We start from the raw sequence: 23,512 nt of genomic DNA, 5'->3' as shown, positions 1-23,512 counted from the left end.
ACCCGACGCCCTCCGTTCACCCGTATGTAGGGCCCCCGTTGGACCTCGCTGGGAAGTTCTCAAACATGGACACTCCCGACGTCGGCATTCCCGAGCAGCTCGCGCGCCGTATGAGCATGGCCGAGCAGCACGAGTACCTGCGGACGAAGCTCACCCGGCGCCGCGCGCTGACCGCGGCGGGCGCCTTCGCCGGCGGTGGGCTGCTGGCCGGCTGCGCGTCCGGTCCGAAGAGCCCGGCGCGCGTGTCCGCCCCGAGGGCGGGCTCCGCCACCGGGCAGGCGCACGGTTCCGCCGTCACGCCCTTCGGACGCCATCTCGCCTTCGGCGCGGACCCGAAGACCCAGATGCGGATCTCCTGGCAGGTGCCCCTGGCGGTCCGGAAGCCCTACGTACGGGTGGGGCTGACGCCCTGGGGGCTGAGCCGGCGGATCGAGGCGGAGGTCCGTGACCTGCACACGCCGGGCCTCACCGGTCAGCGGTTCGCGCTGGACCAGTACTACCTGCACGCGGCGCTGGACAACCTGCGGCCCGGCACGACGTACTACTACGGAGTCGGCCACGAGGGGTTCGACCCGGCGTCCCGGGAGCGGCACTCCACGGTCGGCTCCTTCCGTACCGCGCCCGCGAGTCCGGAGAAGTTCGTCTTCACCGCCTTCGGCGACCAGGGCGTCACCCCCGACGCGCTCGCCAACGACAAGGTGCTCCTCGGCCGGCACCCGGCCTTCCATCTGCACGCGGGCGACATCTGCTACGCGGACTCGGTGGGCCTCGGCGCGAAGTCCGACATCTACGACCCCAGCGCCTGGGACCTGTTCCTCAAGCAGACCGAGTCGGTGGCGGGATCGGTGCCGTGGATGGTGACGACCGGCAACCACGACATGGAGGCCTGGTACTCGCCGAACGGGTACGGCGGCCAGTCGGCGCGCTGGTCCCTCCCGGACAACGGCTTCGACGCGCGCCGGGCGCCGGGCGTGTACTCCTTCACCTACGGCAACGTCGGGATCGTGGCACTGGACGCGAACGACGTGTCGTACGAGATCCCCGCCAACAAGGGCTACACGGACGGCCGGCAGACGGCGTGGCTCGACCGGCGGCTCGGTGAACTGCGCGGGAGCGTCGACTTCGTGGTGGTCTTCTTCCACCACTGTGCCTACTCGACCTCGACCCACGCCTCCGACGGCGGCGTGCGGGACGCCTGGCTCCCGCTGTTCACAAAGCACCAGGTGGACCTGGTGATCAACGGGCACAACCACGTGTACGAGCGCACCGACGCCGTCAAGGACGGCAGGGTGGGCAGGCCGGTGCCGGTCGGCGCGTCGACCGATCCGACTCGGGACGGGATCGTGTACGTCACGGCGGGCGGGGCGGGCAAGAGCCTGTACCGCTTCCCCGCCGGGGTGGAGGACAGCTACGAGGGGAAGACCACGCGCCACGAGCCGGTCAAGACCTTCCACTGGACGAAGGCGCGGCAGCAGCAGCACGACACCGTGGAGTGGTCGCGCGTGCGCTACACCGGGTACTCCTTCCTCTCGGTGGAGGCGGAGACCGGCGCGACACCGAAGCTCAAGGTGTCGGCGCTCGCCCAGAACGGCAGGCGGATCGACTACTTCGAGGTGCGGCGCGGAGCGTGACCCCGCGCCGCACCTCGTTCGGGTGCGGCTCCCGGCTCGTGGGACGGACGAACTCACAGGACCGCGCGGGACCCGGCTACGGGCCCGGCGCGCGGCGCGGACGGGGGGGCGGGCCTCAGTGGCCCGTCTCACCGCCGTTGTCCCTGCGGTCCAGGGCTCGCTGGAGGGCGGCGGCCGCGTTCTTGCGGTCGGACTCGCTCGAACGGGAAACGTGACGGACTCGGCGGACGGTCGTCTCGGCCATGATGAATCGACTCCTTAGCCTCCGGAGGACCCGGAACGGGCGGCCGGAAGTGCGGTGAGGGATTACGAGACGCCGGAAGGGGCGGGGAGCGGTGCCGCAGGGGTTGCCTGCCAGGGGCGCCGGCTCACGACCGCCATTCGCTTGGTCTAGCGAGACGTTCGGCTCCTACCAAGCTAAGCGAGGACGGAGCATCTGTCTCCACAATTACTCGGACTTCCTACTATCTGAGACGGCGGATCGGGTCACCCCGGCCTGACCAGCACCGACGCTCCGCGCGGCATCACCCGCCGCGGGGTGCAGCCGCAGGGCGCCCGGGGTCGGCAGCAGTCAGAGCGCGCCGAGCGCCACGAACGCGACGGCGTACGCCGAACGCGGCGCGTCCGTCAGCGCCGCTCCCCCGCGCAGCGCGACCGAGGCGACGGTCATCCCCAGGCCCACGGCCAACTGGTGGGAGGTCGCGAAGAGCGCGTTGGCGTCGCGCAGCCGCTCCGGCGCGGTCTCGCTGAAGGCGATCGTGACCGGCGACGTCGCGCGCCTGCCCCGAAGACACGGATCGGCACGGGCCGGACGGCAGGGGTCGGCACCGTCGGAAGCTCCGGTCGACACCTCCCGCCGGCGCTGGTCCGCGCGGACGTCGGTGCGGATCGGCGGGCTCGGTCAGGAGGGCAGGCGCGCCGCGCCCCCGGCTGCGTACCACTACGAGGATGTCGTCGGGACGAGACCCGGCCTCGCGGGGCGCGTCGGGGTGCCGGTCACAGGACGTCGCCCTCCCGCCAGTCGAAGACCAGTTCGTGAGCCGGGTCGAGGGCACCGTGCAGGGGGCGGCCGGGGGAAACCGCGGTGACGACGGGCCGTACGAAGGTGCTGCCCTCCTCGTCCGGCAGGCGCACGACGCCTCCCGGCCCCAGGGCGCAGATCCGGCCCGGCCAGCGCTGCCAGCCACGGGCGGCGTACAGGGGGCCGCCCTCCTCGCTCGCGGAGAGCGCGCCCAACGCGTACGAGCCCTCGATCACCCGCTCCAGGGCCGCCATGACCCGGCCGCCCAGCCCCCGTCTGCGCACGTCGGCCCGGACGCCCACGGCCTCCACGTAGCCGACCCGCAGTGAGCGTCCGCGGTGCAGCACCCGGCGCTGGATCACGGAGCCGTGGCCCGCGAGGCCCTCGTCGTCGTGCACGAGCGCGTGGATGCCACCGAGGCCGTGGTCCCAGTCCTCGTCACCGAAGTCCCCGCCGAAGGCGTCGTCCAGGAAGGCGCGGACCGCGTGGAGTTCGGCGGGCGCGAGGTCCGCGGTGTGGGCGGTCCGCAGTCGGGTGGCCATCCGCCCAGTATCCCGGCGCCCTCCACGGCCGTCGATCGCCTCGCACGCCGGACCGCCGGCCGTGGCGGCGCGGTGGTGCGGCCGGCACGGGCGTCGCGGGGAACGGCCGGTGCAGGCGTCGCAGGGAACGGCCGGCACGGGCCCCGCAGGGAACGGCCGGTGCAGGCGCCGCAGGGAACGGCCGGCACGGGCCCCGCAGGGAACGGCCGGCACGGGCCCCGCAGGGAACGGCCGGTGCGGCGACGGCCCCGGGAACGCCCGGCCCGCGTCGGACATCCCGTGGGGGTCAGCCCATGTGGGGGTACGTGTAGTCGGTCGGCGGGACCAGCGTCTCCTTGATGGCGCGGGTCAGCGTCCAGCGCATCAGGTTCTGCGGGGCGCCCGCCTTGTCGTTCGTGCCGGAGGCACGGCCGCCGCCGAAGGGCTGCTGGCCGACGACGGCGCCGGTCGACTTGTCGTTGATGTAGAAGTTGCCTGCGGCGTAGCGGAGCTTCTCCATCGTGTACGCGGCGGCCGCGCGGTCGCCCGAGACGACCGAGCCGGTCAGCGCGTAGTCGGAGGCCGACTCCATCTGGGTCAGCATCGCGTCGTACTCGTCGTCCGCGTAGACGTGCACGGCGAGGAACGGACCGAAGTACTCCGTCTTGAAGACCTCGTTCTCCGGGTCCGAGCACTCGACGACCGTGGGACGCACGAAGTAGCCGACCGAGTCGTCGTACGAGCCGCCCGCGACGACCGTGCAGGCCGGGTCGGACTTCGCCCGGTCGATCGCCGCCTTGTTCTTGGCGAAGGACCGCTCGTCGATGACCGCGCCGATGAAGTTCGACAGGTCGGTGACGTCACCCATGGTCAGCTGGTCGATCTCGGCCGCGAACTCCTCCTTGAACCCGGAGTTCCAGATCGACGCCGGGATGTAGGCGCGGGAGGTCGCGGAGCACTTCTGGCCCTGGTACTCGAAGGCACCGCGGGTCAGGGCCGTCTTGAGGATCGCGCGGTCGGCCGACGGGTGGGCGACCACGAAGTCCTTGCCTCCGGTCTCACCCACCAGGCGCGGGTAGGAGCGGTACTTCTCGATGTTGTTGCCGACCGTCTTCCACAGGTACTGGAAGGTCTTGGTCGACCCGGTGAAGTGGATCCCCGCGAGATCGCGGTGCTCCAGCGCCACCTCGGAGACCTCGATGCCGTCACCGGTGACGAGGTTGATGACGCCCTTGGGCAGACCGGCCTCCTCCAGGAGCTGCATCAGCAGCACGGCGGCGTGGGTCTGGGTCGGGGACGGCTTCCAGACGACGACGTTGCCCATCAGCGCGGGAGCCGTCGGCAGGTTGCCCGCGATCGCCGTGAAGTTGAAGGGCGTGATCGCGTAGACGAAGCCTTCGAGCGGGCGGTGGTCGAGGCGGTTCCAGACGCCCGGCGAGTTGGCCGGGGGCTGCTCGGCGAGGATCTGGCGGGCGTAGGCGACGTTGAAGCGCCAGAAGTCGACAAGTTCGCACGGGCAGTCGATCTCGGCCTGCTGGGCCGTCTTCGACTGGCCGAGCATCGTGGAGGCCGCGAGGGTCTCGCGCCAGGGGCCGGCCAGCAGCTCGGCCGCGCGCAGGATGATCGCGGCGCGGTCGTCGAAGGACATCGCGCGCCAGGCGGGCGCGGCGGCGAGGGCCGCGTCGATGGCGTCCTGGGCGTCGGCCCGGGTGGCGTGCGCACCGGTGCCGATGACGGCCTTGTGGTTGTGCGGCTGCACGACCTCGAAGCGCTCACCGCCACCGAGCCGCTTCTCGCCGCCGATGGTCATCGACAGCTCGATCGGGTTCTCGGCCAGCTCCTTGAGCTTGGCCTCCAGACGGGCGCGCTCCGGCGAGCCGGGGGCGTAGCCGTGCACCGGCTCGTTGACGGGGGTGGGGACCTGGGTCACAGCGTCCATGTGTTCCGTACTCCTTAGTGAGCGGTGGTTCGGACTCAGCCCTTGGTGAGGATCGAGCGGGCGAAGAAGAGCAGGTTGGCGGGCTTCTCCGCGAGGCGGCGCATGAAGTAGCCGTACCAGTCGGTGCCGTACGCGGTGTAGACCCGCATGCGGTGGCCCTCGGCGGCGAGCCGCAGGTGCTCCTCGCCGCGGATGCCGTACAGCATCTGGAACTCGTACTCGTCGAGCTTGCGGCCGGCCTTGCGGGCCAGTTCCTGGGCGATGGAGATCAGCCGCGGGTCGTGGGACCCGATCATCGGGTAGCCCTCGCCCTCCATCAGGATGCGCAGGACCCGGACGTACGCCTTGTCGGTCTCGGCCTTGTCCTGGTAGGCGACCTCGGCGGGCTCCTTGTAGGCGCCCTTCACGAGGCGTACGCGGCTGCCGCTGGCGGCGAGGCGCCGGGCGTCGGCCTCGGTGCGGAACAGGTAGGCCTGGATGACGCAGCCCGTCGCGGGGAAGTCCTTCCGCAGCTCCTCGTGGATGGCGAACATCGAGTCGAGGGTGGTGTGGTCCTCGGCGTCCAGCGTGACGGTGGTGCCGATCGCGGCCGCGGCCTCGACGACCGGGCGGACGTTGGCGAGAGCCAGCTCGTGGCCGCCGTCCAGCGCCTGGCCGAACATCGAGAGCTTGACGGACATCTCGGCCTTGGTGCCGAGGTCCAGTTCCCTGAGGTGCTCGATGAGCTCCAGGTAGGCGTCGCGGGCGGCGAAGGCCTGATCGCGCGTGGTGATGTCCTCGCCGACCACGTCCAGGGTGACCGCGAGGCCCTTGGCTACGGCGTCCTGGACGACCGGGACGACCTGGTCGACGCTCTCACCGGCGATGAAGCGGGCCACCACCTGCTTGGTGCCGGGGGCCGCCGACACGAAACGGCGCATGCGGTCGCTGCGCGACGCGGCGAGAATCACGGGACCCAGCACGGGCACCTCCACGGAAAGTACGGACGGCCGCGAACCCTCGCGGACAACACGCGGGGACGGCACGGGGAACCACCGTGAAACCTAAGGATCCCCCTGATCCTCGGCCATCGACAGCTGTCACGCATCCGTGCCCTGGATCTCAGACATCTGTATGAAGGGTTACCGGAGATGGGGGAGAATGCCCGTGTGACGGGCGATTTCAAGGCGGGCAGAACGGCCGGCGGTGGTGAGTACCAGGAGCTGGTCGACGAGATCTCGGCGCTGCTCGACGCCCCCGCGACCCTGGAGAACCGGGACTTCGAGCTGATCGCCTTCGCCGCGTACGGGAGTGACGGCGACGACGATTTCGACGCGGCAGCCCTCGACCCCGTCCGTACCCGCTCGATCCTCACCCGCCGCTCCACTCCGGCGGTCCGCGCCTGGTTCGAGGGCTTCGGCATCGCACGGGCCACGGCCCCGGTCCGTATTCCGCCGACCCCGGAGGCGGGCGTCTACCGGGGACGCGTCTGTCTCCCCGTACGCCATCGGGGCGTCGTGCTGGGATACGTGTGGCTCCTGGACGACGACCCCGGGCCGGCGCAGGAGCGGCTGTCCGCCGCCATGGAGGTGGCCTCCCGCATCGGGGCGCTGCTCGCGGACGAGGCACAGGCGGGCGCGGACCTGACCCGCGAACTGCGGGCCGTGCTCACCGCCGAACGGGGCTGGCAGCGGGACATGGCCGTGGCCGAACTGCGGACGGCGCTCGGCCCGCGCGGTGAGGGTCTGCACACGCTGGTGTGCGTCGCGCCCTGGCCCTCGGCCGACCCGGACGACGCCCCGTCGGCCCGTACGGTGCCGGGGGCCACCGCCCTGTGCACGGTGCCGTGGAGCGGCGGTTCCTCCGCTGCCGGCGGCGAAGGGACGGAGCCCGGCTGGAGCCTGGCGCTGCTGGTCCGGCTGCGCTCGGCCGAGGTGCTGACGCCGGCGCTGACGGCGGCGGCCCGGTTCGTACGGGAGGCGGAGGGGGAACGCGCGGGAGGCACCGGAGCCCCGGGAGCACGGGCGGCGGCCGGGGTCGCCGGGGCACGGGTGGGGCTCGCGGAGCTGGGGGCCGGCTGGCGGGAGGCGTCCGCCGCCGCCCGCGCGGTCCTCGCCGAGCCCCGCCTCGGCCCGGTCGCCGAGTGGTCGTCGATCGGCCCGTACCGCCTCCTCACCGCTCTTCCTCCGGAGGCCGCCCGGGACCCCGCCGTCCACGCCCTCCTCTCCCCCGCCCACCACGAACTCGCGCGCACCGCCGAGGTGTTCCTCGACTGCGCGGGCCAGGCGGGGCGCACCGCGGCCGAACTGGGCATCCACCGGCAGACGCTCTACTACCGCCTCTCCCGCGTCGAGCAGCTGACGGGCCTCGACCTGGACGACGGCGAGGACCGCCTGCTGCTGCACATGGCGCTCAAGGCGGCACGGCTGTGAGGAGCGCGGGGCACCAGCTCCTCCGCCCGGCCGGAGTCGCCCGGGAGGGTGAACGGGCCGCCGGGGACGGTCACGGGGACACTGTCCCGTCCCGTCGCGCCGCCTCCGCCGCCTCGATCACGCGGCGCAGCCCGTCCGTGAGGTCGTCCGCGGTCGACGCGCTCGCCGGGTCGAAGAGCCACTGCACCATCAGCCCGTTGAGGAGCGCCTGGTAGAAGCCGCCGACGGACTTCACGGTCCGCTCGTCGAGGGTCTCCTCGTCCAGGCCCAGCAGCATCGCGGCCAGCCCGGCCCGCCCCTGGGTCTGCGTCTGCGCCAGCAGGTCGCGCAGCTGCGGCACCCGCTCCCCCTGCGTCACGACCTCCATGCTGGCCGCCCACACGGGCCGGTACTCCTCGAAGGAATCCAGCATCCGCGCCCACACGCTGTGGAAGCGCTCCACGGAACCCCCGGCGGTGTCCTCCCGCTCCGGATGATGGCCCGACTTCTCGCCCCACTCCTGCACGAGTTCCACGAAGGCCTGGGTGAGCAAGGCGTCCTTCGACCCGTAGTGGTAGCCGATGGACGCCAGGTTCGTCCCCGACTCCTTCACGATGTCGCGCGCGGTCGTGCGCACGAACCCCTTCTCCAGCAGGCAGCGCTTGGCGCCTTCGAGCAGATCCTCACGGTGTCCCATGCGGGTCACCCTACCCTCGATTCATACAGACGTCCCAGACGCACGTCACACACAGACGTCTTAAACGTACGTACTAGACAGGCGTTTAAGACGTCCGTACAGTCCCTGTCATGACGAACCAGACGCGCACGACTCCCGCACCCGGCGCACGCGCCGGCCGCCGCGAATGGACCGCCCTCGGTGTCCTGATGCTTCCGCTGCTCCTCGTCTCCATGGACGTGTCGGTCCTCTACTTCGCGATCCCCGCGATCAGTGCGGACCTGGAACCGAGCGGCACCCAGCAGCTGTGGATCTTCGACATCTACGCGTTCGTGCTCGCCGGCCTGCTGATGACGATGGGATCGCTCGGCGACCGCATCGGCCGCCGCAGGCTCCTCCTGTTCGGCGCCGCCGCGTTCGGTGGGGCGTCGGCCCTCGCCGCCTACGCCGACAGCGCGGGAACACTGATCGCGGCCCGCGCTCTCCTCGGCGTCGGCGGCGCCACCCTGATGCCGTCGACGATGGCGATCATCCGCACGATGTTCACGGACCCCGGTCAGCGTGCCAAGGCCATCGGCCTGTGGTCCGGCGTCATGACCGGTGGCGTCGCGCTCGGCTCGGTGATGAGCGGAATCCTGGTGCAGTACTTCTGGTGGGGCTCCGTCTTCCTGGTCAACCTGCCCGCGATGGCCCTGCTGCTGGTCCTCGGCCCGGTCCTGCTCACCGAGTCCAGGAACCCGCGGCCCGGCCGCTTCGACCTGCCGAGCGTCCCGCTGTCGATGGCGGCCGTGCTGCCCGTCATCTACGGCATCAAGGAAATCCCCTCCGAGGGCTGGAAGTTCGGGTACGTCCTCTCCATCGCCGTCGGCCTCCTCTTCACCGCCCTCTTCGTCCGGCGCCAGCGCACCGCCGGATCCCCGCTGATCTCCCCCGAGTTGTTCCGCGGCCGCGGCTTCGCGCCCGCCGTCGCCCTCAACCTCGTCTCCTCGTTCGGGATGATGGGTTCGGCGTACTTCACCACCCAGTACCTGCAGTCGGTGCTCGGCAAGAGCTCCATGGAGGCCGCCTTGTGGGCGCTGCTCCCGACGGTCCTGGTCGGCGTCGCCGCGCCGGTGGCCGCGCAGTTGGTGCAGAAGGGCGTGCACCGCGCCCATGTCGTCTCCGGCGGGTTCGTCCTCGGCGCCTGCGGCTACGGGCTGCTGGCGCTCACCGGCACGGACTCGCTGTGGTGGGCACTCGCCGGAGCCGGTGTCCTCGCCGCCGGCATCGTCGTCGTCATGTCCCAGATGATGGACCTCGCGCTGAGCACGGTCCCCGCCGCCAACGCGGGCGTCGCCTCCTCCCTGCTGGAGACCGGCGCGGAGTTCGGGGGTGCGCTGGGCATGGCCGTCCTGGGCTCGATCGGCACGGCGGTCTATCGGCACGGGATTCCGTCCGACGCCCCGGACGCGGCCCGCGAGACCCTGGGCGGCGCCCTCGCGGTGGCCCACCGACTGCCCGGCGACACGGGCGGGGCGCTGGTCCGGGCGGCCCGCGAGGCCTTCACCGACGGGATGCACGCGGCGGCGATCACGGGTGCGGTGCTGTTGCTGGGGGCGGCGGTGCTCGCCTCGGCGACGCTTCGGCGGGTGCGGGTGCGGGAGGACGCGGTCGGGGCGCCGCAGCGGGAGCAGGCTTCCGTCTGACACGCGCGCGCCGCGCGTCCTAGGCACCCGGGGTTCTCGCCCCACCGCCCCTACCCGTCCCTGGGGGCTGCCGCCCCCAGACCCCCGCTTCGGCCTGAACGGTCTCGTCCTCAAACTCCGGACGGGCTGAGGGTGCGAGCCCGCGCTGATGGGTCGCCCACGAAAGCCGGCGCCCGCGGTCATGCATTTCAGCCCGTCCGGAGTTTGAGGACGAGCCCTTCGGGCGAAGCGGGGATCCAGGGGGCGCAGCGCCCCTGGCACGCGTCCCGTCCCTGGGCGGACCCCCCCCAGGGACGGGACGCGTGCCAGGATGGTGGTCGTGGCACAGACATTCGGTACGCCGCTCATAGGCCGCGGCAGCGAACTCGCCCGGCTCACCGACGTGCTGGACCGAGCCAGGAACGGCACCCCCCGTGCGGTGCTCGTCTCCGGAGACGCCGGCGTCGGCAAGACCCGCGTCCTCACGGAGGCCGCCGCCCACGCCACCCGCACGGACATGACGGTGCTGACCGGCCACTGCGTGGACCTCGGCGACGTGGGCCTGCCCTACCTCCCGTTCACGGAGATCCTCGGCGTACTCGCCGCGGACGAGCGGTTCGCGGCCGCGTTCGCCGCCCACCCGGCGGTCGACCGACTGCTCGGCACCGGAACCGGCGGCGGAACCGGACCCGGCACCCCCGACGGCACCGCGGACGCGGGCAGCCGCCTGCGGCTCTTCGAGGGGGTGGCCGCCCTGCTGGCCGCCGTCGCCGACATCACCCCCCTCCTCCTGGTCCTCGAAGACCTCCACTGGGCCGACCAGTCATCCCGCGACCTCCTCCGCTTCCTCCTCAGCCGCGGGCTCCTGCAGAACGCGGCGCCCGGCGCCCCGGCCCACCGCCTGGCCGTCTTCGCCTCCTACCGCGCGGACGACCTGCACCGCCGCCACCCCCTGCGCCCCCTGCTCGCCGAGCTGGTCCGGCTGCCCTCCGTGGACCGTCTCGAACTGCGCCCGATGGCCGACGCCGAGGTGGCCCGCCTGGTGCGCGCCCTGCGGGCGGAGGTCCTCTCCGACACCACCGTCCGCCGTATCGTCGAACGCGCCGAGGGCAACGCCTTCTACGCGGAGGAACTGCTCGCCGCGCTGCCCGGCGACGTCGATCCGGCCGCCCCCGCCATGCCGAGCGGCCTCGCCGACGTACTCCTCATCCGCATCGAGCAACTGTCCGACACCGCCCAGCAGGTGCTGCGCACGGCCGCGGTCGCCGGACGGCGCGTCGAGCACGACCTGCTGCACGACGCCCTCCAACTGCCGCAGGACGTCCTGGAGTCGGCGCTGCGCGAGGCCGTCGGACGACAGCTGCTGGTCCCCGGCGAGGACGGCACGTACTCCTTCCGGCACGCCCTGACCCGAGAGGCCGTCTACGCCGATCTCCTGCCGGGCGAACGAGTCCGGCTGCACGGTACGTTCGCCGGACTCCTTGGCGGGCAGGCCCGTTCGGCCGAGCGCGCCCACCACTCGCGCGAGAGCCACGACCTGGCGGAGGCGCTCACCGCCTCCCTGGAAGCCGCCGACCACGCCCAGGTCCTCGGCGCGCCCGCCGAGGAGCTGCGTCACCTGGAGACCGTGCTCGAACTGTGGTCCGCGGTCGACCCCGCCGCCCGCCCACGGACCTCCGGCCCCGTGACGCTCACGCTGCGCGCCTCCGCGGCCGCCGCGCACGCCGGCGACGCCCACCGGGCGGTCTCCCTCACCCGCGCCGCACTCGCCCGGGCGGGCTCGGACGCCGACTCGGAGCTCGCCGCCCGCGTCCGCTACACCCTCGCGGGCAATCTGATGCGCGTCGACAGCACCAAGGCCGCCTACACGTACAGCAGTGAGGCGCTGGCCATGATCCCGGCCGAGCCCCCTTCGCACACCTGGGTGTGGGCCGCGGCCACCCATGTCATGGCCGCGCGGTACATGGGCCACGACGAGGACGCCCAGCGTGTCGCCCGGCAGGCCCTGCGCACCGCCGAGGAACTCCGGCTGCCCGACGCCCAGGCCGACCTGATCATCTCCCTCGTCGGTCTGGACGGCGGCAACCGGCGGACCCCGCGGGGCCGGGAGCGGCTGCGGCGGGCCCGTGACCTGGCCCGGCAGGCGGGCAACGTCTCCGTCGAGATGCGCGCGCTCTTCAACCTGGCGATCGGGTGCTACGAGTCCGGAGCTCTGGACGAGTGCCTGACCTGGCTCTCCGAGGGGCTGGAGCGTGCGGGCCGCTCGGGACTCCTGTCCTCGCCGTACGCGCTGGAGCTGCGCTACCTCCAGTCCCTGATCCTCTACACCCTGGGCCGCTGGGACGAGTGCGCCCGGGCGGCCGCCGCCGACACCGAACGGCTGCCGCCGGCAGGCGGGTTCGCCACCGGTCCCGCGCTGTACGTCGCGCTGGCTCGTGGCGAGCAGGGGGCCGTCGAACGGGCCCGCGCCCTGCTCGACGGACCGTTCGACTGGATGGCCTCACTCGTCGCGGGCATCGTGCTGACCGACGCCGCGGCGCTGCGCGGGGACGCGGAGGGTGCCGTCGCGGCAACACGGGAGAGCCTCGCGGCACTCAGCGACGGTGCCGGAAGCGAGCGGCCCGACGTCGGGGTGCGGCTCGCCGCGCTCGCGCTCTCCGCGGTCGCCGACGCGGCCGTACGGCTGCGTCTGACCGGCGACGAGGCCGGAGCCCTGCGCTGGGCGGCCACCGCGTCCGAACTGGTGGAGGTCGCCCGGAGCACCGCCGCCAAGGGCGAGGACGGGACGCGGCAGGGCCCGGAAGGGCTCGCCTGGCTGGCCCGCGCCGAGGCGGAGTGGCTGCGCGCGCACCCGCAGACGGACGCCGCCGCGCGGGAACGGGCCGTCACCGCGTGGGAATCGGCCGTCAGCGCGTTCGGCTACGGCGATCCGTACGAACTGGCCCGCTCCAGACGGCGGTTCGCCGAGGCGTTGGTCGCCGCGGACCGGCGCGAGGAGGCCGCCGCGCAGGCCCGCGCCGCCCGTGACACCGCCGACCGGCTCGGTGCCGTACCGCTGCGCGAGGAGGTGGACGCCCTGATCCGGCGCGGCCGTCTCGCCGGCTCACCGTCCGCCGCGGACCGCATCGCCGCCCTGACCGCCCGCGAGAGCGACGTCCTGCGGCTGCTCGCGCGTGGCCGCACCAACCGCCAGATCGGCGAGGAGCTGTTCATCAGCGGCAAGACGGCGAGCGTCCATGTCTCCAACATCCTCGGCAAGTTGGGCGCCGCCGGCCGCACGGAGGCGGTGGCCATCGCCTACCGCGAGGGCCTGATCGAACCGGAGCCCACCGCGTCCGCCTGAGGCCCCGGCTCCGCACCCGCGGGTCAGCCCCGCCCGATCCGCCCCCGCCGGTCCCCCGTCCGCGCCCGGCCGATGTCGATCTGCCGCAGCTCGTCCGCCGCCGGCCGACGGGCCATCCGTCCACCGGCCGCCACCGGCGCACGAGCGAGGGCCGGGCCCCCGAAGGTGGCCCGGCCCTCGATGGCGGACGTCAGACGAGGTTCACCGACCGGGCCGACGTGGCGCCGATCTCCTCGGCCACCTCGTTGAGGACACCCTGCGGGACCGTGTCGTCGACGGTGAGGACCGCGAGGGCCTCGCCGCCCGCGGCCGCGCGGGACACCTGCATGCCCGCGATGTTGATGCCCGCCTCGCCGAAGACGCGGCCGACGGTGCCGACGACACCGGGACGGTCCTCGTAGCGCAGCACGACCATGTGGTCGGCGAGGGCGAGGTCCACGTCGTACTCACCGACGGCGACGATCTTCTGCAGGTGCTTCGGGCCGGCCAGCGTGCCGGAGACCGCGACCTCCTGGCCGTCGCCGAGCGTGCCGCGCACGGTGACGACGTTGCGGTGGTCCGGGGACTCCGAGCTGGTCGTCAGGCGCACCTCGACACCGCGCTCCTGAGCGAAGAGCGGGGCGTTGACGTACGACACCGTCTCCGCGACGACGTCCTCGAACACACCCTTGAGCGCGGAGAGTTCGAGCACCTTCACATCGTGCTGGGTGATCTCGCCGTACACCTCGACGTCGAGGCGGACCGCGACCTCGCCCGCCAGCGCGGTGAAGATGCGGCCGAGCTTCTCGGCGAGCGGCAGACCCGGCTTGACGTCCTCGGCGATGACACCGCCCTGCACGTTCACCGCGTCCGGGACCAGCTCACCGGCGAGCGCCAGACGCACCGAACGTGCGACGGAGACACCGGCCTTCTCCTGCGCCTCGTCCGTGGAGGCGCCGAGGTGCGGGGTGCAGACGACCTCGTCGAGCTCGAAGAGGGGGGAGTCCGTGCAGGGCTCCTTCGCGTACACGTCCAGGCCCGCGCCCGCGACGCGGCCCTCCTTGAGCGCCGAGTACAGCGCCTCCTCGTCGACGATGCCGCCGCGCGCGGCGTTGACGATCCGCACCGACGGCTTGACCTTGTGCAGCGCCTCGTCGCCGATGAGACCGACCGTCTCGGGGGTCTTGGGCAGGTGCACGGTGATGAAGTCCGCGACCTCGAGCAGCTCGTCCAGCGACAGGACCTTGACGCCCATCTGCGCGGCCCGGGCAGGCTGGACGTAGGGGTCGTAGGCGACGACCTTCATGCCGAACGCCGACATGCGCTGGGCGACCAGCGCGCCGATGCGGCCGAGGCCGACGACGCCGAGGGTCTTCTCGGCCAGCTCGACGCCGGTGTACTTCGAGCGCTTCCACTCGCCGTTCTTCAGCGCCGAGTTGGCCTGCGGAATGTGCCGCGCGGTGGCCAGCAGCAGACCGCAGGCCAGCTCGGCGGCGGTCACGATGTTGGAGGTGGGGGCGTTGACGACCATCACGCCGGCCTTGGTGGCGGCGGAGACGTCGACGTTGTCCAGGCCGACGCCGGCTCGTGCGACGACCTTCAGCTTCTTCGCGGCGGCGACCGCCTCGGCGTCGACCTTGGTGGCCGAACGGATCAGGATCGCGTCGACGTCGGCGATCGCGGGCAGCAGCTCGGCACGGTCCGCGCCGTTGCAGTGCCGGATCTCGAAGTCCGGGCCAAGGGCGTCAACAGTCGCGGGCGACAGCTCTTCAGCGATGAGTACGACAGGTTTCGAGCTCACGTGAGTCCTCACAAGTCCAATGCGGACGGCCGTCCCGACGGCCGCGGGCGAGTGGAGGGATGTAGCGGCCTCGGGGAGGTGCGGGTGCGTTCTCGCGTCGTCCGGTGCGTGCTCTCGGTCTGCCGGACGGGGCTCTCGTAGCGGAAGCTACTCGGGCCTGTGACCGGTGCGGCGAGAGTGCGTGCCGGGCGGCGCGGGGGCGTGCCTGCAGATCTTCGGGGTCGCTCGAGCCGCGTGGAAGACGCACGACGCTGTGGGCCTGACGCGTATGTTGTGCAGCAGTGTAGTGCCGTAACAGGGGTCTTCTTGCGCCTCTGTGGAAGGATCACTCGTCCGTGGCTGGACGGTGTGTACAACGTCGCGCTCACGGGCATTACCCAGGGTCAGACCGAAGGGCCGGAGCAGGTCCGCTCCGGCCCGTTCGGCCGTTCGGCTTACGCCTCGTCGTCGTTGACCCACGACATGAGCTTGCGGAGCTCCTTGCCGGTGGTCTCCAGGAGGTGGTTCTGGTCCTGGGTCTTGTACTCGTTGTACTTCTTCAGACCGGAGTGGTACTCCTCCATCCAGTTCCTGGCGAACGTGCCGTCCTGGATCTCGGCGAGGATCTGCTTCATCTCGGCCTTGGTGGCGTCGGTGATGATGCGCGGGCCGGTGACGTAGTCGCCCCACTCCGCGGTCTCGGAGATCGACCAGCGCATCTTCTCCAGGCCGCCCTCGTACATGAGGTCGACGATGAGCTTCAGCTCGTGGAGGCACTCGAAGTACGCGATCTCCGGCTGGTAGCCGGCCTCGGTCAGGGTCTCGAAGCCCGCCTTGACCAGCGCCGCGGTACCACCGCAGAGGACGGCCTGCTCACCGAACAGGTCGGTCTCGGTCTCCTCGGTGAAGGTCGTCTTGATGACGCCGGCGCGGGTGCCGCCGATGCCCTTCGCGTACGACAGCGCCAGCTCGAAGCCGTTGCCGGTCGCGTCCTGCTCGACGGCCGCGATGCAGGGCACGCCGCGGCCCTCCTCGTACTGGCGGCGGACCAGGTGGCCCGGGCCCTTCGGGGCGACCATGCAGACGTCGACGCCGGCCGGCGGCTTGATGAAGTCGAAGCGGATGTTCAGGCCGTGACCGAAGAACAGCGCGTCGCCGTCCTTGAGGTTGTCCTTGATGGACTCCTCGTAGACCTGGGCCTGGATCGGGTCCGGCACCAGGATCATGATGACGTCGGCCTCGGCGGCGGCCTCCGACGGCGTCACCACGCGAAGGCCCTGCTCCTCGGCCTTCGCCTTGGACTTGGAGCCCTCGTGCAGACCGACGCGGACGTCGACACCCGAGTCGCGCAGCGACAGCGCGTGGGCGTGGCCCTGGCTGCCGTAGCCGATGACCGCGACCTTGCGGCCCTGGATGATGGACAGGTCGGCGTCGTCGTCGTAGAACAGCTCGGCCACTGGGGTTCTCCTTGGTGTGCGGTGTCGCGTCCCACCGTACGGCGGGCGGGGGAGGGAAAGTTTCCGGGTCTCGGCATACGGGCGGTCGGCGGTCACCGGCCGCCCGTTCCAGGACTCAGGCTGATCGGTCGAGCGCGCGCAGCGACCGGTCCGTGATCGAACGCGCCCCGCGTCCGATCGCGATCGTGCCGGACTGGACGAGCTCCTTGATGCCGAACGGCTCCAGCATCTTGAGCATGGCCTCCAGCTTGTCGCTGCCACCGGTGGCCTCGATGGTGACGGCCTCCGGGGAGACGTCCACGGTCTTGGCGCGGAACAGCTGGACGATCTCGACGATCTGGGAGCGCGTCTCGTTGTCGGCACGCACCTTCACCAGAACGAGTTCGCGCTGCACCGCCGCGCCGGGCTCCAGCTCGACGATCTTCAGGACGTTGACGAGCTTGTTGAGCTGCTTGGTGACCTGTTCGAGCGGCAGTGCCTCGATCACGTTCACCACGATGGTGATGCGGGAGATGTCCGGGTGCTCGGTGATGCCGACGGCGAGCGAGTCGATGTTGAAGCCGCGGCGCGAGAACAGGGCGGTGATCCGGGCGAGGACACCGGGCTTGTTCTCGACGAGGACGGAGAGGGTGTGCTTGGTGCTCATGGTTCGGACTCGGCTCTCTCTCAGTCGTCTTCGTTGTCGCCGAAGTCGGGGCGGACGTCCCGGGCTGCCATGATCTCGTCGTTCGAGGTGCCGGCGGCGACCATCGGCCACACCATGGCGTCCTCGTGGACGATGAAGTCGACCACGACGGGGCGGTCGTTGATCGAGTTCGCCTCTTCGATGACCTTGTCGAGGTCGTCCGGGGACTCGCAGCGGATGGCGTAGCAGCCCATCGCCTCCGACAGCTTCACGAAGTCCGGGACGCGGGTGCCCGCGCTCGGCTGCTTGCCGTCCGCGCCCGGGCCGCTGTGCAGCACGGTGTTGGAGTAGCGCTGGTTGTAGAAGAGGGTCTGCCACTGGCGGACCATCCCGAGGGCGCCGTTGTTGATGATGGCGACCTTGATCGGGATGTTGTTCAGGGCGCAGGTGGTGAGTTCCTGGTTGGTCATCTGGAAGCAGCCGTCGCCGTCGACCGCCCAGACCGTGCGGTCCGGCTGCCCCGCCTTGGCGCCCATCGCGGCCGGCACCGCGTAGCCCATCGTCCCGGCGCCGCCGGAGTTCAGCCAGGTCGCGGGGGTCTCGTACTGGATGTAGTGCGCGGCCCACATCTGGTGCTGGCCGACGCCCGCGGCGAAGATCGTGCCCTCCGGCGCGAGCTGCCCGATGCGCTCGATGACCTGCTGCGGCGACAGCGAGCCGTTGTCGGGCTGCTCGTAACCCAGCGGGTACGTCTCGCGCCAGCGGTTGAGGTCCTTCCACCAGGCGCTGTAGTCGCCGCGGTGCCCCTCGCTGTGCTCCTTCTGCACGGCCTGGACCAGATCGGCGATGACCTCGCGGGCGTCCCCGACGATCGGCACGTCGGCCGCGCGGTTCTTGCCGATCTCGGCCGGGTCGATGTCGGCGTGCACGATCTTGGCGTACGGCGCGAAGCTGTCCAGCTTGCCGGTGACACGGTCGTCGAAGCGGGCTCCGAGGGCGACGATCAGGTCGGCCTTCTGCAGCGCGGTGACGGCGGTGACCGCACCGTGCATGCCCGGCATTCCCACGTGCAGTTCGTGACTGTCGGGGAATGCGCCGAGCGCCATCAGGGTGGTGGTGACGGGCGCTCCGGTGAGTTCGGCGAGGACCTTCAGCTCGGCGGTGGCACGGGCCTTGAGGACACCGCCGCCGACGTAGAGGACGGGCCGCTTCGCCTGCGTGATCAGCTTGGCGGCCTCGCGGATCTGCTTGGCGTGCGGCTTGGTCACCGGCCGGTAGCCGGGGAGGTCCATGGCGGGCGGCCACTGGAAGGTGGTCTGCGCCTGGAGGGCGTCCTTGGCGATGTCGACGAGGACCGGGCCGGGGCGGCCGGTGGAGGCGATGTGGAAGGCCTCCGCGATCGTCTTCGGGATGTCCTCGGCCTTGGTGACCAGGAAGTTGTGCTTGGTGACCGGCATGGTGATGCCGACGATGTCCGCCTCCTGGAAGGCGTCCGTGCCGATCGCCTTGGACGCGACCTGCCCGGTGATCGCGACGAGCGGCACCGAGTCCATGTGCGCGTCGGCGATCGGGGTCACCAGGTTGGTGGCACCCGGGCCGCTGGTCGCCATGCAGACGCCGACCCGGCCGGTGGCCTGTGCGTAACCCGTGGCCGCGTGACCCGCGCCCTGCTCGTGACGGACGAGCACGTGCCGCACGCGCTGGGAGTCCATCAGCGGGTCGTAGGCCGGAAGGATCGCGCCGCCGGGAATGCCGAACACCGTGTCGGCCCCTACCTCCTCGAGAGAACGGATGAGGGACTTGGCACCCGTCACCTGTTCGGGCGCGGACTGCTGTCCTCCGGAACGGGGCCGCGGCTGCGGATGATGGGCCCCGGTGGCCTGCTCGGTCATCGTCATTCTCTTCTCGATGCTGAGGGTTTTTGCGAGGTTTGTGCGGTGTGCGGTTGTTGGTCGACAGTCACCTGTGCAACAAAAAACCCCTCGTGCCGTGAGGCAAGCGAGGGGAGCGCGCCGGGTGCGGTCGCTGGGTGTTCCGGGTCGGTCCGGTGATCACCAGCTTGAGCCGACGCGCTTTCCAAGTACGAGAATTCGGGTGCGCATGGCATTGACCCTCCCCCCGGCACGCATCGACTGTCAAGTAGGTGGGACGGGAGTCTCATTATGTGAACGGAGGGCGGTACCACCCCCGAGAACAGCGCGCACACCACTCGTATACACCCCCGCGCCGCCGCCCGCGAACGCGGGCTCGGCCGGCCCGTGGGGGACCGGGTAGTGGCCGGAGGAGAGCGCTCTGCGCAGCCGGTACTCGTCGAGGGGCCCGGAGAAAGCCATCCCCTGGCCGTGCGTACAGCCCATCGCGCGCAGGGCCACGACCTGCTCGGGAAGGTCCACTCCGTCGGCCACGGACTGCAGCCCGAGGTCCGTGGCGATCCGCAGCAGCCCGCTGGTGATCTTGTGCAACCGGGCGGACTCGACGACGCCCTCGACCAGGCCCCGGTCGAGCCTGAGGAAGTCGACGGGCAGCCTTCTGAGTGCCGTGATGGCGGCGCAGCCGCCCCCGAAGCCGTCCAGGGCGATCCGGACCCCGACCCTCCGCAGCGCGTTCAGCCGGCGCTCCAGCTCGTCCAGGGGGACCCGCGGATCGGCGTCGGACAGCTCGACGATCAGGGCACCCGAGGAGAGCCCGTGCCGGGTCAGGAGGGCCTCCACGGAGCCGAGGGGTGCCGAGCGGTCCAGCAGGCGCCGGGCGCTCATCCGGACGGCGACGGGCACCGTGACCCCCGCGGCGGCCCGCTCGGCGGCCTGCTCGACCGCCTCCTCCAGGATCCAGCGGCCCAGCTCGGCGGTCCGGTCGCTGTCCTCGGCGACGCGCAGGAACTCGGCGGGCGTGAAGAGCACCCCTTGGGAGGAACGCCAGCGGGCCTGGGCGGTGACGGTCGCGATCCGGCCGTTCTCCAGGCAGACCACGGGCTGGTGCAGCAGCGCGAACTCGCCGTCCTGAAGAGCGGAGCGCAGCCGCGTCGCCAGCTCCGCCTTGCGTACGACATCCTGCTGCATCTGGGGTGCGTACAGCTCGACGCGCCCCTTGCCCGCCGCCTTGGCGCGGTACATGGCCAGGTCGGCGTTGCGCAGCAACTCGCCCGCGCCCAGCCCCGGTTCGGCGAAGCCGACGCCGATGGACGCGGCCACCCGGACATCGTTGCCGTCGATGGCGTAGGGCTGCGAGAGCTTGATCCGCAGCCGGTCGGCCAGTTCCATGATCTGTTGCTCACGCGCGGCACGGTCGCGGTTGCCGTCGCCGACGATCAGGGCCGCGAACTCGTCTCCGCCGAGCCGGGCGGCGGTGTCGCCGTGCCGTACCGAGTCCTGGAGTCTGCGGGCGGCCTGGACGAGGAGCTCGTCACCGGCCTGGTGCCCGATGGTGTCGTTGACCGCCTTGAAGCCGTCGAGGTCGATGAAGAGAACGGCCGCGCCGCGGTCGGTGGAGCGGCGGCCGGACAGTGCCTGCTGGACGCGCCGCGTGAACAGGGCGCGGTTGGGCAGGTCGGTGAGCGGGTCGTGCTCGGCGTTGTGCTGCAGTTGCGCCTGTAGACGCACGCGCTCCGTCACGTCCCGGCTGTTGAAGATGAGGCCGCCGTGGTGCCGGTTGACGGTGGACTCCACGTTGAGCCAGCCGCCCTCGCCGGACTTGAAGCGGCACTCGATGCGCGTGGTGGGCTCCTGCAGATGACTGGCGGCCAGGAAGCGGCGCACCTCGTGCACCACGCAGCCGAGGTCCTCGGGGTGGATGAGCGAGGCGAGCTCGGAGCCGACGAGGTCCTCCGCACTGCGGCCGTAGACCCCGGCGGCTGCCGGGCTGACGTACTTCAGGATGCCGTTGGGCGCCGCGATCATGATGACGTCGCTGGAGCCCTGCACCAGGGAGCGGAAGTGGTTCTCCTTCTGGGCCAGCTCCTGGGTGAGGGTGATGTTGTCGAGGAGCATGATGCCCTGGCGCACCACGAGGGCCAGCACGACCAGGCCCGCGGTGAGGAGCACCACGCGGTCGACGCTGCGGCCGTTGAGCACGTTGTAGAGAATCCCCAGCGTGCAGACCGCGGCGGCCAGGTAGGGCGTGAGCGCGCCGAGGGATCCGGCGATCGGGCGGGGCGCCGCGTACCGGTGGTGGTCCGCGCCCTGCGGGACGGGGTGTCCGCCGTCCGGCCGCCGGCCCGGGATGTGTTCGTGCACCACGCGCGCGTACCCGTCCTCGCGGTAGCCGTCCCTTCCGTGCCCGCTCCGTTCGTGCCCTTGCCCGCGCGGCCCGTTCCCTTCGTGTTCGTCGGCGTCCGGCTGTCCGTGCCGGGTGCCGGCCCAGGGAGCGTAGGCGAGGAGCAGCGAGCCGGCGAACCAGCCCGCGTCGAGAAGCTGCCCCGAGTGGTAGTTGTTGTGCAGGAGGGGCGACGTGAACAAGGCGTCGCACATGACGGTCAGGGCGAGTGCGCCGATCGCGGTGTTCACCGCCGAGCGGTTCAGCGAGGAGCGCCTGAAGTGCAGCGCCAGCACCATGCTCACCAGGGCGATGTCCAGCAGGGGGTACGCCAGGGAGAGCGCGGTGTGCGCGACGCTCGGACCGTCGAACTTCGCCGCCTGGGCGAGCGCGAGACTCCAGGACAGCGTGAGCAGGGAACCGCCGATCAGCCAGGAGTCGAGCGCCAGGCACATCCAACCGGCCTTGGTCACCGGCCTCTTGGCGAGCACCAGCAGTCCAACGATGGCCGGCGGCGCGAAGCACAGGAAGAAGATGTCGGCGACACTGGGGCTCGGGACCTGACGCTCGAGGACGATCTCGTACCACCCCCAGACGCCGTTGCCCAGCGAGGCCATGGCGGAGGAGACCGCGAAGAGCATCCACGCGGGTCGAAAGGGGCTGCGCCGGTGGTGGGCGTAGAGGAAGCAGGAGACGGCCGCGGTGCCCGCGGCGGCGCTCAGCCCGAAGTCGCCCATGATCAGCGCCAGGTTCGCCGATCCCCAGCCGAAGGCGGAACCGACCGCGTATCCCGCGCACACCGTGGCCAGCACGAGCTGCGAGACCATACCCGTCCCGCCACCGAGTACCGGACGGCGGGTCAGCAGCGCCCCGGGGGAACTCACCGGTCCCACCAGGTCCGCACAGCGGGGTCCCGCTGCTCCGGGCACGCTGGGTGCGCATGCCTCCTGCGGGCGCCGTGCCTGCGGTGGTGATGTCCGCCGTGGGCTCGGCTGCGCGTGGCCGCGCGCCAGGGTCGTCGGCGGCCCCGCCGCGTCGGATCGTTCGTCCATAGGCCGTGCATCGCCCGTCGCCCCCCTCGCAGTCCGAATGTCCATCCCCGGCGCCGAACGGTGCGCGGCGCAGCCCCTGTCGGGACGATACACCAGTCTCGTCACTCAGGGACATAGTTCCTCTACGCTCCGTGACGACCAGCGGGGATGCGGACACGACCCGCATCCGGGGGAATGCGGAGAGTGTCCCCTTCCCGGGCGCGGCCGCGGACGGCAGCGGATTACGTGCCTGTGGTGAGGACCACGTTGCCGAGCGGCTCCCGGTTCACGAAACGATTCAACTGCGTGACCAGCAACCGCTCGGCACGGGGCAGGAACGCCGACGTGGGGCCGCCGACGTGGGGGCTGATGAGCACGCCGGGCGCCTGCCACAAGGGATGCCCCAGAGGCAGCGGCTCGGGATCGGTGACGTCGAGGGCCGCGGTGAGGCGTCCGCCGTCCAGCTCGGCGAGCAGGGCCTTGGTGTCGACGACGGGGCCGCGGGCGACGTTGACCAGGAGCGCGCCGTCCTTCATGCGGGCCAGGAAGTCGGCGTCCACCATGCCGCGCGTGCTGTCGGTGAGGGGGGTGGAGAGCACCACGATGTCGGCCTCGGGGAGCAACGCGGGCAGTTCCGTGAATGGGTGCACCGGACCGCGCGCCGTGGTGCGCTCAGAGCGCGCGACGCGCGCCACCCGCGCCACCTCGAAGGGCACGAGCCGGTCCTCGATCGCGGACCCGATCGACCCGTACCCCACGATCAGAACGGACTTGTCGGCCAGCGCCGGACGGAACCCGGAGCGCCACTCCCCCTTGTCCTGCGCGCGCACGAAGTCGGGGATGCCCCGCAGCGAGGCGAGGATCAGGGCGAGGGCGAGCTCACCGGTGCTCGCCTCGTGCACCCCCCTGGCGTTGCACAACTGCACCCCCGGGCGCAGGGACTTCAGGCTCGGCTGGACGTGGTCGACTCCGGCGGAGAGGGTCTGCACGGCCTGCAGGGAGGTCATTTCGGCCATCGGCCGCTGGGCGACGGCGGGCGGCTTCATGTAGGGCACGACGTAGAACACGCAGTCGGCCGGGTCCGCGGGAAACTCCTGGCCGCCGTCCCAGAAGCGGTAGTCGAGGCCTTCGGGCAGACCCTTGATCTCGTCGGCATGAAAGGGGAGCCACACATCGGAAGTCATGCTCGGGAGGCTATGTCAGG

16 protein-coding genes are annotated in these 23,512 nt (G+C 71.6%); 4 read left to right on the top strand and 12 right to left on the bottom strand.

Annotated elements, in window-relative coordinates; genetic code table 11:
- Positions 1-65 precede the first annotated feature (65 nt).
- The gene (locus OHB41_RS31870; protein ID WP_266701555.1) at positions 66-1,631 is read left to right on the top strand and encodes a purple acid phosphatase family protein; all 1,566 of its coding nucleotides are present in this window, start codon (positions 66-68) and stop codon (positions 1,629-1,631) included.
- 115 nt (positions 1,632-1,746) lie between these two features.
- Here OHB41_RS31870 and OHB41_RS31865 read toward each other — a convergent pair whose 3' ends face one another.
- From OHB41_RS31865 to OHB41_RS31845, 5 genes are all read right to left on the bottom strand, one after another.
- Positions 1,747-1,875 (bottom strand): hypothetical protein, encoded by a 129-nt coding sequence (locus tag OHB41_RS31865; protein WP_095852449.1) that lies wholly within the window; start codon positions 1,873-1,875, stop codon positions 1,747-1,749.
- A gap of 327 nt (positions 1,876-2,202) precedes the next feature.
- Positions 2,203-2,481 (bottom strand): hypothetical protein, encoded by a 279-nt coding sequence (locus OHB41_RS31860; RefSeq protein WP_266701553.1) that lies wholly within the window; start codon positions 2,479-2,481, stop codon positions 2,203-2,205.
- 146 nt (positions 2,482-2,627) lie between these two features.
- A complete protein-coding gene (locus OHB41_RS31855) occupies positions 2,628-3,194 on the bottom strand; it encodes a GNAT family N-acetyltransferase (protein ID WP_266701551.1) in 567 nt (188 codons plus the stop codon).
- A 286-nt stretch (positions 3,195-3,480) separates the two neighbouring features.
- On the bottom strand, positions 3,481-5,112 hold the full coding sequence (pruA, locus tag OHB41_RS31850) for an L-glutamate gamma-semialdehyde dehydrogenase (RefSeq protein WP_266701549.1): 1,632 nt from the start codon (positions 5,110-5,112) through the stop codon (positions 3,481-3,483).
- Between the two features lie 35 nt (positions 5,113-5,147).
- Positions 5,148-6,074 carry a proline dehydrogenase family protein gene (locus OHB41_RS31845; protein WP_266701547.1) on the bottom strand — a complete coding sequence of 309 codons (927 nt, stop codon included), beginning with the start codon at positions 6,072-6,074 and terminating at the stop codon, positions 5,148-5,150.
- A gap of 168 nt (positions 6,075-6,242) precedes the next feature.
- Here OHB41_RS31845 and OHB41_RS31840 point away from each other — a divergent pair, with 168 nt between their 5' ends.
- Complete coding sequence (locus OHB41_RS31840) at positions 6,243-7,523, top strand: helix-turn-helix domain-containing protein (RefSeq protein WP_266701545.1); 1,281 nt, start codon at positions 6,243-6,245, stop codon at positions 7,521-7,523.
- Positions 7,524-7,593: 70 nt separating this feature from the next.
- Here the strand turns inward: OHB41_RS31840 and OHB41_RS31835 are convergent, their stop codons facing one another.
- Positions 7,594-8,199, bottom strand: coding sequence for a TetR/AcrR family transcriptional regulator (locus OHB41_RS31835; protein ID WP_266701543.1), 606 nt, complete (start codon positions 8,197-8,199; stop codon positions 7,594-7,596).
- A gap of 110 nt (positions 8,200-8,309) precedes the next feature.
- Between OHB41_RS31835 and OHB41_RS31830 the strand changes: the two genes are divergently transcribed.
- Positions 8,310-9,863, top strand: coding sequence for an MFS transporter (locus OHB41_RS31830; protein WP_266701541.1), 1,554 nt, complete (start codon positions 8,310-8,312; stop codon positions 9,861-9,863).
- 310 nt (positions 9,864-10,173) lie between these two features.
- Positions 10,174-13,185 carry a helix-turn-helix transcriptional regulator gene (locus OHB41_RS31825; protein WP_526024986.1) on the top strand — a complete coding sequence of 1,004 codons (3,012 nt, stop codon included), beginning with the start codon at positions 10,174-10,176 and terminating at the stop codon, positions 13,183-13,185.
- 190 nt (positions 13,186-13,375) lie between these two features.
- Here OHB41_RS31825 and serA read toward each other — a convergent pair whose 3' ends face one another.
- From serA to OHB41_RS31795, 6 genes are all read right to left on the bottom strand, one after another.
- The gene (gene serA, locus OHB41_RS31820; protein ID WP_266701537.1) at positions 13,376-14,965 is read right to left on the bottom strand and encodes a phosphoglycerate dehydrogenase; all 1,590 of its coding nucleotides are present in this window, start codon (positions 14,963-14,965) and stop codon (positions 13,376-13,378) included.
- A gap of 434 nt (positions 14,966-15,399) precedes the next feature.
- Positions 15,400-16,401 carry a ketol-acid reductoisomerase gene (gene ilvC / locus OHB41_RS31815; protein ID WP_266701535.1) on the bottom strand — a complete coding sequence of 334 codons (1,002 nt, stop codon included), beginning with the start codon at positions 16,399-16,401 and terminating at the stop codon, positions 15,400-15,402.
- Positions 16,402-16,516: 115 nt separating this feature from the next.
- The gene (gene ilvN, locus OHB41_RS31810; RefSeq protein ID WP_148010603.1) at positions 16,517-17,047 is read right to left on the bottom strand and encodes an acetolactate synthase small subunit; all 531 of its coding nucleotides are present in this window, start codon (positions 17,045-17,047) and stop codon (positions 16,517-16,519) included.
- 20 nt (positions 17,048-17,067) lie between these two features.
- Complete coding sequence (locus OHB41_RS31805) at positions 17,068-18,924, bottom strand: acetolactate synthase large subunit (protein WP_266701531.1); 1,857 nt, start codon at positions 18,922-18,924, stop codon at positions 17,068-17,070.
- A gap of 237 nt (positions 18,925-19,161) precedes the next feature.
- Entirely contained in the window at positions 19,162-22,104 is a 2,943-nt protein-coding gene (locus OHB41_RS31800) for a putative bifunctional diguanylate cyclase/phosphodiesterase (RefSeq protein WP_266706290.1), read from the bottom strand.
- 446 nt (positions 22,105-22,550) lie between these two features.
- Positions 22,551-23,492: a 2-hydroxyacid dehydrogenase gene (locus OHB41_RS31795; protein WP_266701529.1), complete on the bottom strand. Its 942-nt coding sequence runs from the start codon at positions 23,490-23,492 to the stop codon at positions 22,551-22,553.
- Between the last annotated feature and the right edge of the window lie 20 nt (positions 23,493-23,512).

This window comes from Streptomyces sp. NBC_01571 (assembly GCF_026339875.1).
Classification (GTDB): domain Bacteria; phylum Actinomycetota; class Actinomycetes; order Streptomycetales; family Streptomycetaceae; genus Streptomyces.
The sequence above is the reverse complement of the archived record's forward strand: the minus strand, read 5'-3'. Positions and strand labels throughout refer to the sequence as shown.